14 protein-coding genes are annotated in these 14764 nt (G+C 74.6%); 10 read left to right on the top strand and 4 right to left on the bottom strand.

The features are described from left to right. Nucleotides 1–59: 59 nt before the first annotated feature. Genes WIS52_RS02445 through WIS52_RS02455 form a run of 3 tightly spaced genes read left to right on the top strand, consistent with a single transcriptional unit; the run spans nucleotide 60 to nucleotide 2415 of the window. Complete coding sequence (locus tag WIS52_RS02445; RefSeq protein ID WP_349296402.1) at nucleotides 60–1049, top strand: iron-siderophore ABC transporter substrate-binding protein; 990 nt, start codon at nucleotides 60–62, stop codon at nucleotides 1047–1049. Between the two features lie 30 nt (nucleotides 1050–1079). Then, nucleotides 1080–1841 (top strand): SDR family NAD(P)-dependent oxidoreductase, encoded by a 762-nt coding sequence (locus tag WIS52_RS02450; RefSeq protein WP_349296403.1) that lies wholly within the window; start codon nucleotides 1080–1082, stop codon nucleotides 1839–1841. A 34-nt stretch (nucleotides 1842–1875) separates the two neighbouring features. Then, on the top strand, nucleotides 1876–2415 hold the full coding sequence (locus tag WIS52_RS02455) for a hemerythrin domain-containing protein (protein ID WP_349296404.1): 540 nt from the start codon (nucleotides 1876–1878) through the stop codon (nucleotides 2413–2415). Between the two features lie 25 nt (nucleotides 2416–2440). Here WIS52_RS02455 and WIS52_RS02460 read toward each other — a convergent pair whose 3' ends face one another. Continuing rightward, nucleotides 2441–3562 carry a cytochrome P450 family protein gene (locus WIS52_RS02460; RefSeq protein WP_349296405.1) on the bottom strand — a complete coding sequence of 374 codons (1122 nt, stop codon included), beginning with the start codon at nucleotides 3560–3562 and terminating at the stop codon, nucleotides 2441–2443. Nucleotides 3563–3600: 38 nt separating this feature from the next. Continuing rightward, on the bottom strand, nucleotides 3601–5178 hold the full coding sequence (locus WIS52_RS02465; RefSeq protein ID WP_349296781.1) for a Na+/H+ antiporter: 1578 nt from the start codon (nucleotides 5176–5178) through the stop codon (nucleotides 3601–3603). 104 nt (nucleotides 5179–5282) lie between these two features. Between WIS52_RS02465 and WIS52_RS02470 the strand changes: the two genes are divergently transcribed. From WIS52_RS02470 to WIS52_RS02485, 4 genes are all read left to right on the top strand, one after another. Further along, a complete protein-coding gene (locus WIS52_RS02470; RefSeq protein ID WP_349296406.1) occupies nucleotides 5283–5816 on the top strand; it encodes a YbhB/YbcL family Raf kinase inhibitor-like protein in 534 nt (177 codons plus the stop codon). A gap of 1 nt (nucleotide 5817) precedes the next feature. Further along, nucleotides 5818–6816 carry a hypothetical protein gene (locus tag WIS52_RS02475; protein WP_349296407.1) on the top strand — a complete coding sequence of 333 codons (999 nt, stop codon included), beginning with the start codon at nucleotides 5818–5820 and terminating at the stop codon, nucleotides 6814–6816. Between the two features lie 211 nt (nucleotides 6817–7027). After that, entirely contained in the window at nucleotides 7028–7654 is a 627-nt protein-coding gene (locus WIS52_RS02480) for an adenylate kinase family protein (RefSeq protein ID WP_349296408.1), read from the top strand. A 105-nt stretch (nucleotides 7655–7759) separates the two neighbouring features. Further along, nucleotides 7760–8848: an AbrB family transcriptional regulator gene (locus WIS52_RS02485; RefSeq protein WP_349296409.1), complete on the top strand. Its 1089-nt coding sequence runs from the start codon at nucleotides 7760–7762 to the stop codon at nucleotides 8846–8848. Here the strand turns inward: WIS52_RS02485 and WIS52_RS02490 are convergent. Then, nucleotides 8814–9725 carry an ABC transporter substrate-binding protein gene (locus WIS52_RS02490; protein ID WP_349296410.1) on the bottom strand — a complete coding sequence of 304 codons (912 nt, stop codon included), beginning with the start codon at nucleotides 9723–9725 and terminating at the stop codon, nucleotides 8814–8816. The two genes, WIS52_RS02485 and WIS52_RS02490, sit on opposite strands and share 35 nt — an antisense overlap. A gap of 110 nt (nucleotides 9726–9835) precedes the next feature. Between WIS52_RS02490 and pgm the strand changes: the two genes are divergently transcribed. From pgm to WIS52_RS02505, 3 genes are read left to right on the top strand one after another with little or no spacing between them, the layout of a single operon-like run. Further along, on the top strand, nucleotides 9836–11506 hold the full coding sequence (pgm, locus tag WIS52_RS02495) for a phosphoglucomutase (alpha-D-glucose-1,6-bisphosphate-dependent) (protein WP_349296411.1): 1671 nt from the start codon (nucleotides 9836–9838) through the stop codon (nucleotides 11504–11506). Nucleotides 11507–11520: 14 nt separating this feature from the next. Then, nucleotides 11521–12267: a polyphosphate--glucose phosphotransferase gene (ppgK, locus tag WIS52_RS02500; protein ID WP_349296412.1), complete on the top strand. Its 747-nt coding sequence runs from the start codon at nucleotides 11521–11523 to the stop codon at nucleotides 12265–12267. Between the two features lie 10 nt (nucleotides 12268–12277). Continuing rightward, the gene (locus tag WIS52_RS02505) at nucleotides 12278–13006 is read left to right on the top strand and encodes a hypothetical protein (RefSeq protein WP_349296413.1); all 729 of its coding nucleotides are present in this window, start codon (nucleotides 12278–12280) and stop codon (nucleotides 13004–13006) included. 251 nt (nucleotides 13007–13257) lie between these two features. Here WIS52_RS02505 and WIS52_RS02510 read toward each other — a convergent pair whose 3' ends face one another. After that, on the bottom strand, nucleotides 13258–14739 hold the full coding sequence (locus WIS52_RS02510) for a mannitol dehydrogenase family protein (RefSeq protein ID WP_349296414.1): 1482 nt from the start codon (nucleotides 14737–14739) through the stop codon (nucleotides 13258–13260). Nucleotides 14740–14764: the final 25 nt, after the last annotated feature.

Raw genomic sequence — 14764 nt, forward strand, 5'->3', positions numbered from 1 at the left:
CGCGCCCGACGCGGGCGCCTTCATTCCGCCGGTAAGGAAAGCCTGGCTAATGTATGCCCGTGTTGAGACAGCTTCTCCCCTTCGTCGCGCTCTGCGGCCTGCTCGCCGGGTGCGCCTCCGCGCCGTCCGACGACGATGCCGCCGGCGCCGCCGACCCCGCGGGCGCCGGTTTCCCCGTCTCCGTCGAGCACGCCTTCGGGACCACCGAGATCCCGGCCGAGCCCACCCGGGTCGTCGCGCTCGGTGTGACCGACGCCGACCCGCTGCTGGCGCTGGGCGTCACGCCGGTCGCGACCGCGGCCTACACCTTCTACGAGGACGACGGCGGGCTCGGCCCGTGGGCGCGGGACCTCGTCGAGGGCGAGCCGCCGCAGGTGCTCACCGGCGACCCGAACCCGGAGCAGCTGGCCGCGCTGGCCCCGGACCTGATCGTCGCGGTGACCGCCGGCATCGACCAGCAGACCTACGACGTGCTCTCCGCGATCGCCCCGGTCCTCGCCCGCCCGGCCGACACCATCGACTTCGGGGTGCCGCGCGACGCGCAGACCCGCGCCGTCGCCGCCGCGCTCGGCCGGACCGAGCAGGGCGAGGAGCTGATCGACGCGGCCGAGCAGGCGTTCACCGACGCGGTGAACGCGCACCCGGAGTTCGAGGGGCGGACCGCGAGCACCGTGCTGCCCTTCGACGGGACCTACGGCGCCTACACCCCGGTCGACACGCGCGGCCGGTTCACCGCCGACCTCGGCTTCACCCTGCCGCAGACCATCGCGGACCTCGACGACGGCGACAGCTTCTACGTCGAGGTCTCCCCGGAGCGGGTCGGCCTGCTCGACGGCGACGTCCTGGTGATGCTCGCCGACGAGGGACCGGCCCAGGAGCAGGTCGACAACGACCAGGTCCTGGCGCAGGTCCCGGTGGTCGCCGACGGCCGGATGATCGTCCCGGACACCGACACCCGCGGCGCGATGACCTACAACAGCGTGCTGTCGGCGCCCTTCGCGCTGGAGCGGCTCGTCCCGCAGATCGCCGACGCGATCGGTCGTTCCTGACCCGGACGTTCCTGACCTAGGGTCACCCGGGTGAGCCTCATGGAGCGATTCCGACTGGACGGCAGGGTCGCCGTCGTCACCGGTGCGTCCTCCGGCCTGGGGGTGACCTTCGCGCAAGGTCTCGCCGAGGCCGGCGCGGACCTGGTGCTCGGCGCCCGGCGTACCGACAAGCTGGCCGACACCGTCGCCCTGGTCGAGAAGGCCGGGCGGCGGGCGGTCGCCGTCGCCACCGACGTGGCGAGACCCGAGGACTGCCGGGCGCTGGCCCAGGCCGCGGTCGACGAGTTCGGCCGGCTCGACGTGCTGGTGAACAACGCCGGCATCGGCACCGCCGTACCGGCGCTGAAGGAGACGCCCGAGCAGTTCACCCGGGTCGTCGACATCAACCTCAACGGCAGCTACTGGATGGCCCAGGCCTGCGCCGCCCACATGGGACCGGGCTCGAGCATCATCAACATCTCCAGCATCCTCGGCCTGACCACCGCCGGGCTGCCGCAGGCCGCCTACTCGGCCTCGAAGGCGGGGATCATCGGGCTGACCCGGGACCTGGCCCAGCAGTGGGCCACCCGCAAGGGGATCCGGGTCAACGCACTCGCGCCCGGGTTCTTCGAGTCCGAGATGACCGACTCCTACCAGCCCGGCTACCTGGAGAAGGTGACCGACCGGGTCCCGATGAGCCGGATCGGCGACCCGGCGGAGCTGACCGCGGCCGTCGTCTTCCTCGCCTCCGACGCGGGGGGCTACGTGACCGGCCAGACCATCCCGGTCGACGGCGGGCTGACCATCACCTGAGCGCGGGCCGCCGGGCGGCCCTAGGCTGCGCCGGATGGCGGACATCACGACCCTCATCCTGGACGACCACGCCTGGTTCCGGCGGCAGTTCGCGGCGCTCGACGAGCTCCAGGCCCGTCCCGGCAGCGACCCGCGCGAGCTGACCCGGATCTGGGACCCGCTCGCCGCCCGGCTCGACGTGCACGCGATCGCCGAGGAGGAGATCTTCTACCCGCAGCTGCTCCAGCATGGTGAGGACCCCGAGGACGAGACCCGCGACGCGATCGGGGACCACAACGAGATCCGCGACGGTGTCGCGAAGGCCGGCGCCGCCGCGGTCGGCTCGCAGGAATGGTGGGACGGTGTGTGGGACGCCCGCCGGGCCAACGACGAGCACATGGGCGAGGAGGAGAACGAGGGGCTGGCCAACTTCCGGCTGAACGCCACCATGGATCTGCGGGAGTCGCTGGGCCGCCGGTTCGCCGAGTTCATGGCGGCGCACCCGACGCCGGAGGACCTGGACAACTCCGACAAGGATCCCGAGGCCTATGTGGAGGCCGTCGAGGAGGAGATCGACCCGTCCACCTCCGGCTGAGACTGCGGGTCCCCTCCCTGTGGAGTCACCGGAGTTGCACGGGCAGCTCCGCCAGCCTGCTGCCGCCCGGTCCTGCCGGGTAGACCTCGACCAGCTCCTCCGACCCGCCGGCCGCGAGCCGGGCGTGCGGGAAGGCGTCGCGCAGCACCCGCAGCACGGTGCGCAGCTCCAGCCGGGCGAGGTGCGCGCCGACACAGAAGTGCGGCCCGTACCCGAACGACAGGTGCGGCCCAGCGAGGTCCCCGGCGTTGATGTCGCGCACGTCGACCAGTACCGGGGACCCGGCGGGCAGGCTGTGCCCGGCGAGCTCGGTCGCGGCGGTGGTGAAGCGCCACAGCGTGAACGGAGCCGGCGGGACGGCCCGCAGGACGTCGTCGACCAGCTCGTCGATCCCGTCGTCGGACACCCCGGTGAGGCCGGTGCCCAGAGCACGGGCCAGCAGCGAGCCCAGGGCGGCGTCGGTGGTGAGCTGCCCGGCGAAGACGAGTCCGAAGACCAGGTAACCGACCTGGTCGTCGGTGACCGGGTCGCCGTCGTCGGCCCGCAGCCGCTCCCGCAGCTCGGTCGCCAGGCCCGGACGCCCCACCGCGGCGGTGCAGGTGGCCTGCAGCCGGCCGAACGCGACGCCGCTCTCGGCCGGGTCGGGACTCCAGATCGCGCGGCAGGCCGCGGCCGCGTCGTCCAGCAGCTCCGGGGGCATGCCGACCAGCTCGGCGACCACGGTCAGCGGGTAGCGGGTGGTGAAGCCGGCCATCAGGTCGACCGGTCCGGGTCCCCCGAGGTCGTCCAGCAGGGTGCGGGCGAGCTCCTCGATCCGCCCGGCGTGCTCCGCGACCCGGCGGTGCCCCAGCAGCGGCGCGTGCGCCCGCCGCAGCCGGGTGTGCACCGGGCCGTCGGCGGTGGTGAGCGACAGCCGCTCGGCGGCGGGGGGCTCGAGGTCGGGCGTCCCGGCCGGGGCGAGTGCGGGGTCCTTGGTCAGCAGCGGGTCGGTGAGCACCCGGCGGGCGAGCTCCTCGTCGGTCACCACCCACACGGTGCCGCCGTCGGGGAGCGGGACCGGTACTACCGGGCCGTCTTTGCGCAGCACGGCGGTCCCGGGGTCGGGGGCGCCGACGGGGTGCGAGCGGGGAGCGAACGGGCCGGTCATGACCACCACGATGGCAGCCGTTGCGGACGGTCGCCGTCCTAGTCGAGGAGCACCGAGCGCAGGTCCAGCCGGTGCAGCACCCGGTCGGCGGCGTGCGGGTCGACGCCGGGCTCCCGGCGGGCCGCCAGCACCTCGGCGCGAGCCGCCGCGAGCGCGGAGGCCTGCGCCGCGTTGGCCTGCTCCCGCACCGCGCGCATGCCGGCGAACCGCTGCCGCTCGTCCTCCGACGGGCTCTCCCCCGACATCACCGCCTCGATGCGCTCCAGACGTTCCCGCAGCCGGGCGCCGACGTCGTCGGGCAGGCCCCGCACCTCCCGCTCGAAGTCGAGCGTGGCCATCGCCGCGCGCCGGGCCCGCAGCACGATCTCGCGCTCGGCGCGCTGCTCGGCCTCCGCCTCGTCGTCGATGCCGAGCGCGTGGACCAGGCCCGGCAGCGTGAACCCCGGCAGCAGCAGTGTCACCACCAGCACCGACACCGCGATCAGCACGAGCTCGGTGCGGCCCGGGAACGGCTCGCCGGCCGCGGTCGTGACCGGCAGGGACAGCGCCAGCGCGAGGGTGGCCAGCCCGCGCATCCCGCACCAGGACAGCAGCACCGCCTCCCGCCCGGTGAGCGGCGCGGCACCGGCGTCGTGGGCACGGCGCAGGAACCGCCACGCCGCGACCATCCACAGTGTCCGGACGGCGATCACCACGACACAGACGACCGCGGCGTGCCCGAGCATCCGCGGCAGCTCGTCGCCGGCCGCGGTGACCACCTGGCGCAGGTCCAGCCCGATCAGGCCGAACGCGATACCGGTGACGAGCACCTCGACGACGTCCCACAGCGACCGCTGGGTGAGCCGCTCGGTCGCGGCGTCGGCGTCCGCGGCGGCGCGCAGCTGCAGGGCCAGCACGACGACCGCGATCACCCCGGACGCCCCCACCTCCTCGGCGGCCAGGTAGGTCGCGAACGGCAGCACCAGGGTCAGCGCGCTGCGCCCGGTCGTGTCGGTGAGCCGTCCCAGCACGGTGCGGGCGAGCCAGGCGATGCCGAGCCCGATGACGACCGCGCCCGCCGCACCGGCGACGAAGCGCACCCCCAGCCCGAGCGGGCTCAGCTCGTCGCCGGAGACGGTCGCGAGCACCGCCGCCTGGAAGATCACCAGGGCGGTGGCGTCGTTGAACAGGCCCTCGCTCTGCAGCACGGAGACCAGCCGGCGCGGGATCGGGACCCGTCCGGCGACGGCCTCCACCGCGACCGGGTCCGGTGGCGCGACCATCGCCCCGAGCGCGATGGCGGCGGTGACCGCGAGCCCCGGCACCAGCAGCCAGGCCGTCGCGGCGACGGCCGTGGCGGTGACCAGCACCAGCGCGACGGCCAGCAGTGCGATGGTCCGCCACCGCGCACGGAACAGTGCCCACGACGTCCGCTGCGCCGTCGCGAACAGCAGCGGCGGCAGGAACAGCGGCAGGATCAGCTCCGGGTCGACGCCGAACCCGTCGGGCAGGCCGGGCACCACCGCGACGGCCGCGCCGAACACCACCATCAGCGCCGGCCACGGCAGCCGCAGCCGCTCCCCCACGCCCACCAGGACGACGGCGGCCAGCATCAACCCGACGACGACCAGCAGCATCTGCACGCCGACACGATGCCGTGTCGCGATCGCCGCGCAACGCACCGGGGCATGCCAGGATCGGGTGTCGCACGTATCCGCTCCAGACGAGGAGGTCCCCGACCGTGCCCCGTAACCCCTACGACGAGCTCCCCCCGGTCCCGTCGTTCACCGTGACCAGTGACGACGTCGCCGACGGCACCGCGCTCGGCACCCCGCAGCTGTCCGGCATCTTCGGCGCCGGCGGCGAGGACGCCTCGCCGCAGCTGTCCTGGTCCGGCGCGCCCGAGGGCACGCAGTCCTACGTGGTCACCTGCTACGACCCGGACGCCCCGACCGGCTCCGGGTTCTGGCACTGGGCGGTGCTGAACATCCCCGCGTCGACGACCTCGCTGCCCGGCGGCGCGGGTGACGACACGGGGTCGGGCCTGCCCGGGGGCGCGGTGCAGCTGCCCAACGACGCCGGCCTCACCCGATTCCTCGGCGCCGCCCCGCCGCCCGGGCACGGCCCGCACCGCTACTTCTTCGCGGTGCACGCGCTCGACGTCCCGTCGCTGGACATCCCCGCGACCTCGACACCGGCGTTCCTGGCCTTCAACCTGTTCGGCCACACGATCGGCCGTGCGGTGCTGGTCGGGACGCACGCCAACCTGAGCTGAGATGCCCTCCTCCGGCCCCGACCCGGACGCGGTCGCCGCGGTGCTCTACCGGGTCGCGCCGGAGGACTTCGTCGCCGAGCGGGACGCCCGCGTCGCCGAGGCCCGGGAGGCCGGCGACCGGTCCGCCGCCAAGGCGATCGGTGCGTTCCGCCGCCCGACCCGGGCGGCCTGGCTGACCAACCTGCTGGTCGCCGACTCGCCCGGTGAGGTCGACGGCCTGCTGGGCCTCGCCGGCCCGCTGGCCGAGGCCCAGCGCGCCCTGGACGGTGCCGCGCTGCGCCGGGTGTCCGCCCAGCGGAGCGCGCTCGTCGGAGCCCTGGTCCGCCGGGCGGCCCAGCTGGGCCGCGACGCCGGGCACCGGGTCGACGGCGGGCTGGAGCGCGAGGTGCGCGCGATCCTGGATGCCGCACTCGCCGACGACGAGCTCGCCGGACGGGTGCGGTCCGGGCAGCTCGTGCGAGCCGAGCGGTACAGCGGGTTCGGGTTCGGCACCGAGGACGACGGCGGGGACGACGAGGGCGGCACGGGGCCGACGGAGGCCGGTGCCGGTGGCCGAGGCGGCCCACGTCGCGCGGGCGTCACGGACGCGAGCGGCGGGCGGGGTGGGGCCGGCTCAGGAGAAGCCGGTCGTCGCCGTGACCGCACCGCGGCCGGGCCCACGCAGGACCGGGACCGCGAACGGCGCGAGCAGCGTGAGCGGGCGCTCGCCGAGGCCCGCGAACAGCTCGAGCGCGCCCGCCTCGCCGCCGCGGACGCGACCCGTGAGCACGCCGACGCCCGCGAGCACGCGGAGGCCACCACCGAGCACCGGACCGCGGCCCACCGCCGAGTCGACGAGCTGCGCACCGAGCTCGACCGCGCCCGCGACGAGGCCGCCGAGGCCGACCGCGCGGCGAAGGTCGCCGAGCGCGACGCCGCCGCGGCCGACCGCCGGGCCCGTACGGCCGAGGCCGACGTCAGCCGTGCCGAGCAGACGGTCGCGAACGCGGAACAGGGCTGACCGGCGCCCGTCGCCGGACCGTCTCCGCCCGCGCGAGATAGCCGAGGTCGACCGCGATCCGGAGTGCCACTCCGGCCGACGGTCGGGCAGCCGGTCGGCCTTCGGGTCGGCACCGACGTCGTCGGCATGGTGCCGGTCATCCCCCGACGGAACGCGTGATCTTCCGAAACGCAGTGGCGTGCGGTCGCCGGTCGGGCGCACGATCCACTTCGTGATCTTCCTCGCCTCCGGTGCGAGCGGTACCGGCAAGTCGACCGTGCGGGAGCTCCTCGCGCCGCGACTCGGCGCGACGTTCGAGGCGGTCGAGCTCGCCGATCTCGCCCCGACGGACGCGGTCAGCATGCGATGGCGTCAGGAGACCGCGGAGATCGCCGCCGCCCGTGCCGCCGAGCTACGGCCACTGGGCCGCCACCTGCTGCTGAGCGGCGATCCCGTCGCGCCGGCGGAGCTCGTCGCGGCGCCGTCCGCCGTGCGGGCCGGTGGGATCGCGGCGTGCCTGCTCGACGCCGACGCGCGGGCCCAGACGACCCGGCTGACCGGCCGGGGTGAGGATCCGGCGCTGCTCGAGGCACACCTCGGGTTCGCCCGGTGGATGCGCGAGCACGCCGCCGATCCGCTGCCCCGGCTGGACGTGCTGACCGGGGACCCGGCGCCGGGCGCGCGGTGGGACCGGGTCGCGCGCCTGGTCGAGCGCGACGCGTGGCGGGTGACCGTCGTCGACACCTCCGGGCGGTCCCCGGGGGAGGTCGCCGACGCCGTCGAGGGGTGGATCACCGCGGCGGGAGTCGACGAACGCCTGGTCATGCACCCGTCCGACGAGCCCGGTTCCACGGCGTGACCCACCCCAAGTAGTTGCCACCCGGCAACGATCGTGGCCGGTCTCACCCCGCCACCGGCGGGTCGGGCAGCCGGCCGCGACCTAGGATCGTTACGTGATCGCACGGTGACGGTACTGGCACGCCTGAAGGCGTTCCCCTGGTGGCGGTGGCTCCTGCTCGCCGCCCTCACCGCCCTCGCCACCGTCGCCCTCGACGCCTTCGCCGTCCCCTCGCCCGCCCTGTTCGCCGGGCTCGTCGTCGCCACCGTCCTCGCCCTGTGCGGGCTCGGCCCGAAGCGGGTGGCGCGGCCGCTGACGTCGTCGGCGCAGGCCGTCCTCGGCGTCGTGATCGGCCTGCTGGCGAGCCCGGAGACGCTCGCCGCGGTCGGGAGTCAGTGGCTGCCCGTCGTCCTGATCAGTGTCGCGACGCTGCTGGTCAGCATGGCCGCCGGCCTGCTGATGGGCCTGCAGCGCGGGGTCAGCCCGCTCACCGGGATGCTCGCCCAGACCGCGGGCGGCGCCTCCGGACTGGTCGCGATCAGCCGCGAGCTCGGTGGCGACGAGCGCATGGTCGCCGTCATCCAGTACCTGCGGGTCGGCCTGGTCACCATCTCGATGCCGGTCGTCGCCGGGCTCGCCTACGGCGCCCAGCAGGGCGGGGACGCGGTGCCGCAGGCATCGGGCCCGGGGGCGCCGTGGTGGGTCGGGCTGGCGGTGACCGCGGTGTGCGTCGCCGTCGGGCTCCCGCTCGGGCGGCTCAGCCGCATCCCGGCGGGCTCGCTGCTCGTCACGATGACCGTGGCGCTGATCGTGAGCCTGACCGGGCTGTCGTTCGGCGCGGAGGTGCCCGCCCCGCTGGTCGTGGTGACCTACGCGATCATCGCCTGGCAGGCCGGACTGCGCTTCACCCGCGAGGCGCTGGGCACCGTGGTCCGGGTGCTGCCACTGGCCACGGCGCTGATCCTGGCCGTCGTCGCGGCCTGCGCCGGACTGGGTCTGCTGCTGTCGCACTTCACCGGCGCGACGCTGCTGGAGGGGTACCTCGCCACCACGCCCGGCGGGGTGTACGCGGTCCTCGCCGTGGCCGCGTCGTCCGGGGTGGACGTCGCGTTCGTCGTCGCGGTGCAGGTGTTCCGGGTGATCCTGATGCTGATGGTGGCGCCGCTGCTCGCCCGGCTGGTCAGTCGCCTGCTGGGGGCGGGGACGCGGGCCTGACGCGTGCGATCCGGCCCGGCGGCGGCTCCGGGACCGTGCCCGGGTGCAGCGCCGCGGCGATCGCCTCGACGCCGTCGACCAGCCGCGGGCCGGCCCGCACCACGTAGGACGCCGAGTCCACCGCCCACACCGGCACCCCCGCCGGGAGGTGCCCGGTGACGGCCCGGGCCTGCGCGACGGCGTCGTCGAGCCCGAACCCGCACGGCGCGACCAGCACGGCGTCCAGCGCCTCGGGCAGGCCGTCCCAGCCCACGGCGACCGACCGGCCGCCCGGGATCGCCCCGACGGCCTCGCCGCCGGCGGCGGTGACCAGGTCCGGCACCCAGTGCCCGGACAGGAACGGCGGGTCGGTCCACTCCAGCACCAGCACCCGGGGCACCGGACGTCCGCGCACGGCCGCCGCGACGGCGTCGAGCCGGGCCGTCAGCTCGCCCACCACCTGCGCGGCGGCGTCCGGGACCCCCGCCGCGTCCCCGACGGCAGTGATCACCTCCAGGACCTCGGTGAGCCGGTGCGGGTCCAGCGACAGGACCCGTGCGTCGGTGCCGATCGACTCCTGGGCCTGCGCCACCGACGAGCCGGGCAGCGCGCACACCGCGCACAGGTCCTGGGTGAGGATGAGCTCCGGGTCGGCCGCGGCGAGCGTCGCGCGGTCCAGCTCGTACATCGGGAGTCCGGCGGACGCCCGGGCCCGGACGACCGCGTCGATCTCGCCCGGCGTCCCACCCGCGGGGAGCGCGGTGTCCACGACCACCGGCACCCGGTCGGAGATCCCGGCCGGGTCGTCGCACTCGAAGGTCACCCCGACCAGGTCCGGGGCCAGCCCGAGCCGGCCGGCGATCTCGGTCCCGGCGGGCAGCAGCGAGGCGATCCGCACGAAGAGCAGCGTAGAGGCTGCCGCACCCCCGGACGATGCGGCAGGGTGTGCGTCGACCCGGTCCGGATCGCCCCCCGCTCCGGTCGCCGCGAAGGAAGGAACGCACACCCATGTCCGTGCACGAGCGCGCCGGCACCCCGGCCCGCCCCGAGGACCTGATCGACGTCCCGGCCCTGCTGGCCGCCTACGCCGACACCCACCCCGACCCGAAGGTCGACGTCCAGCGGGTCGCGTTCGGGACGTCGGGGCACCGCGGGTCGGCGCTCAAGGCCACCTTCAACGACGACCACATCGCCGCCACCAGCCAGGCGATCGTCGAGTACCGCGCGGCGCAGGGCATCGACGGGCCGCTGTTCCTCGGCCGGGACTCGCACGCCCTGTCCGAGCCCGCGCAGCGGACCGCGGCCGAGGTGTTCGCCGCCAACGGCGTCGAGCTGCTCGTCGACTCCCGGGACGGGCTCACCCCCACCCCGGCGATCTCGCACGCGATCCTCGCCGCCAACGCGCGCGGCACCGGGCACCTCGCCGACGGCGTCGTCGTCACCCCGTCGCACAACCCGCCGGCCGACGGCGGCTTCAAGTACAACCCGCCGGACGGCGGACCGGCCGGCACCGACGCGACCACCTGGATCGCGGACCGGGCCAACGAGCTGCTGGAGGCCGGGCTGTCCGGGGTGCGCCGCACGGCGTCCTTCGAGGCTGGCCGCTACGACTTCCTCGGGGAGTACGTCGCGCAGCTCGACCAGGTCCTCGACATGGACGCGATCCGCGACGCCGGCGTCCGGATCGGCGCGGACCCGCTCGGCGGGGCGTCGGTCGAGTACTGGGGCGCCATCGCCGAGCGCTACGGGCTGGATCTGACCGTGGTGAACCCGGCCGTCGACCCGGCCTTCGGATTCATGACGCTGGACTGGGACGGCAAGATCCGGATGGACTGCTCGTCGCCGTACGCGATGGCGTCGCTGCGCGAGCGGATGGATGTCGGCAGTGCCGATGCGCGGTCCGCTGACGCTACCCGCGGTGCCCCCTTCACCATCGCCACCGGGAACGACGCCGACGCCGACCGGCACGGCATCGTCACCGCCGACGGCGGCCTGATGAACCCGAACCACTATCTCGCCGTCGCGATCGGTTACCTGTACGCGCACCGGCCCGGCTGGCCGTCGGGAGCGGGCATCGGCAAGACCGCGGTCAGCTCGTCGATGATCGACCGGGTGGCCGCGGACCTGGGCCGCACGCTGGTCGAGGTGCCGGTCGGGTTCAAGTGGTTCGTGCCCGGCCTGCGGTCCGGCGAGCTGGCGTTCGGCGGAGAGGAGAGCGCCGGGGCGTCGTTCCTGCGCCGGGACGGCTCGCCGTGGAGCACCGACAAGGACGGCCTGATCCTGGCCCTGCTCGCCTCGGAGATCACCGCCGTCACCGGGCGGACCCCGACCGAGCACTACCGGGAGCTCACCGCCCGGTTCGGCGAGCCGGCCTACGCCCGCACCGACGTCGCCTGTACCCGCGAGGAGAAGGCCGCACTGTCCAAGCTGGACGCCGACGCGGTCACCGCGACCGAGCTGGCCGGTGACGCGATCACCGCGCGGCTGACCCGCGCGCCGGGCAACGACGCGCCGATCGGCGGGCTCAAGGTCACGACCGACTCGGGCTGGTTCGCCGCGCGCCCGTCGGGCACCGAGGACGTCTACAAGGTCTACGCCGAGAGCTTCCGCGGCCCGGACCACCTGGAACTCATCCAGTCGGAGGCCCGTGAGGTGGTCTCCGCAGCCCTCGGTTCCTGAGAGGATGTGACCTCGTGAGCAAGAAGCACGAGCACGGGTTCGGCATCGACATCGGCGGCTCGGGGATCAAGGGCGCCCCGGTCGACCTGCACAAGGGCACACTCGCCGACGAGCGGATCCGGATCCCGACGCCGCAGCCGTCCACCCCGGAGGCCGTCGCCGAGGTCGTCCGGGAGGTCCTCGACGGGTTCGGCTGGAAGGGCGAGTTCGGCTGCACGTTCCCCGCCGTCGTCCAGCACGGGGTGACCCGCACCGCGGCGAACGTCGACGCCTCCTGGATCGACTGCGACGCGGCGTCGGTGCTGCGCAAGGTCACCGGCCGGGACGCGCTGCTGGTCAACGACGCCGACGCCGCCGGCGTCGCCGAGGTGGAGTTCGGCGCCGCGGCCGCCAACAGTGGCGTCGTGCTGGTGACGACGCTGGGCACCGGGATCGGGACGGCCCTGGTCGTGGACGGCACACTGGTGCCGAACACCGAGCTCGGGCACATCGAGGTCGACGGGTTCGACGCCGAGACCCGCGCCGCGGACTCCGCGCGCGAGCGCGAGGACCTGGACTGGGAGCAGTGGGGCGCGCGGCTGACCCGCTACTTCACCACGCTGGAGAACCTGGTCTGGCCGGACCTGATCGTCGTCGGCGGCGGGGTCAGCAAGAAGTTCGCCAAGTGGTCGCCGCACGTGTCCACCCGGACCCCGATGGTCCCGGCGACGCTGCTCAACGAGGCCGGGATCATCGGCGCGGCGTTACTGGCGCACAGGTGAGGCCACCGCGGTGACGCTCGAGGCGACCGGCATCCGGGTGCTCCCGCTCTGGATGCTGGTCGCCTTCGTGGTCACCTTCGTCGCGACCCGGGTGGTCACGCGGATGATCCGGGAGGGCCGCGGGCCGTTCCGGGACACCAGCGTCGGCGGGGTGCACCTGCACCACGAGGTCTACGGGATCTTCCTGATCCTGCTGGCCGGGACCGCCCAGTTCACCTGGCAGCCCGGTCCGCCGTGGGACACCGTGCTCGCCGTGCTGTTCGGGATCGGCGCCGCGCTCACCCTCGACGAGTTCGCGCTCTGGCTGCACCTCGACGACGTCTACTGGGGGCCGGAGGGACGACGCTCGGTGGACGCCGTGCTGGTCGCCGCGGTGCTCGGGCTCCTGCTCGTGCTGGGTGCGGACCCGTTCGACGACGACCCGGGCTCCCCGGCGTGGGCCGTCGCGGTCTCGGTGGTGGTCGGGCTGGCGATCGCGGTGCTGGCGATCCTCAAGGGACGCCCGGTGCTCGGCCTGACCGGGGTGCTGTTCTGGCCGCTGGCGGTCGTCGGGGCGCTGCGGCTGGCCCGGCCGGGCTCGCCCTGGGCGCGCCGGTTCTACCGCGCGGGATCACGACGGGCGCGGAGGGCGGAGCGGCGCTTCCCGCCCGGGCGCCGGACCCGCTGGGACCGGGTCGTCGACCTGTTCGCCGTCGTACCGGCCCGCGATCCCGGCGCCGCGCCCCGATCGACCCCGTGATCACCGGCTGGGTCCCGCCCGGCGCCACCACGGCACCGACCCGCACCCAGGCGACGATCACCGGCGGAGGGTCACGACGCCGCCGGCCGCATGGAACCCCACCCCGGCGCGTGACCGTCGTCCGGGTTCCGACCGGTGCCACGGATGACACCTACCGGAACCGGGGCGACGATCACCGCCCTCCGAGCCGGGCCGAGCAGGAGCCGCCGAGGCGCCGGGGCCGGCACAGCGCCGTAACACTCGGCGGTCGCTCAGGTCAGGTTGCGCACCGTCTCCGCGGCGCCACGCTCGTAGAGCGACTCCAGTGCCGAGCGGAACGCGCCCGCGAACCGCTCGTCGTCGGCCAGGTCGCCGAACACCGGACGGTAGCGCAGGAAGCTCAGCGGCTCGGTGCGCTCCTGCCGCGCGAGCGGGGTGAGCTCGTCGGCGAGCCGGTCCTGCTGCTCGATCGACTCGCCCTGCTCGTCGGTCCCCTCGGCATAGCGGCACCACCCGGCGACGACGGCCGCCGCGAGATCCACCGGGCCGCCCGCCTGCAGCTGCTCCCGCACCACCGGCAGCAGGAAGATCGAGATCCGGTCCGAGCTGCCGTAGTTGATCCGCTTGAGCGTGTCGGCGACGCCGGGGTTGGCGAACCGCTCGATCAACGTGTCCTTGTACTCGTCCAGGTCGATTCCCGGGACCGGACGCAGGGTGGGGGTGGCCTCGGCGTCCATGTAGCCGCGCAGGAACGGTACGAACGTCTCGTCCTGGGCGACCTCGTGCACGTAGCGGTGCCCGGCCAGGTAGCCGAGGTAGCCCAGCGCCTGGTGGGTGGCGTTGAGCAGCCGCAGCTTCATGAACTCGTAGGGCACGACGTCGTCGACGACCTGCACCCCGACCCGCTCGAACTCCGGGCGGCCGGCGGCGAAGTCGTCCTCCAGCACCCACTGGGTGAACGGCTCGCACACGACCGGCCAGCCGTCGCGCAGCCCGAAGCGCTCCGCCAGGGCCTCGCGGTCGGAGTCGGCGGTCGCCGGGGTGATCCGGTCCACCATCGAGTTCGGGAACGTGACCTGCTCGGCGACCCACTTCCCGAGCTCGGCGTCGCGCTGCTGGGCGACCCCGGTGAACACCCGCCGCGCGGTGTCCCCGTTGCCCTGCATGTTGTCGCAGCTCATGATCGTCAGCGGGCCGGTGCCGCGCTCCCTGCGGCGGGCCAGCGCCTCGACGACCAGGCCGAACGCCGTCGACGGCGGCTTGCCCGAGGCCATGGCCTCCAGGTCCGCGCGGATGCCGGGGAACTCCGGGTCGAACTCGCCGGTCTTCTGGTCGATCGCGTAGCCGCCCTCGGTGATCGTCAGCGAGACGATCTTCGTGTCCGGGCTCGCGATCTTCTCGATCACCGCCTCGGGGTCGCCCGGGGCGTAGAGGTACTCGACCAGCGACCCGACGACGCGGGGGGCGAGCGAGCCGTCCGCCTCCTTGCGGACCAGGGTGTAGAGCCCGTTCTGCGCGTGCAGCACGTCGCGCATCCGGTCGTCGGCGTCGAGCACGCCGACGCCGCAGATGCCCCAGTCCCGGGCCTCACCCGCGGTCAGCAGCGCGTCGACGTACATCGCCAGGTGTGCCCGGTGGAAGCCACCGACTCCGATGTGGACGATGCCCGCCCGGATGCCGTCCCGGTCGTAGCCGGGGACGTCCACCCCTTCGATTCCCTCGCTCCAGATGTCGGTCTCGTCCAGCGAGCGCATCGGCTCCCCTCCCCCGGTTCGGCGT

Source organism: Pseudonocardia nematodicida, from assembly GCF_040105385.1.
Taxonomy (GTDB): domain Bacteria; phylum Actinomycetota; class Actinomycetes; order Mycobacteriales; family Pseudonocardiaceae; genus Pseudonocardia; species Pseudonocardia nematodicida.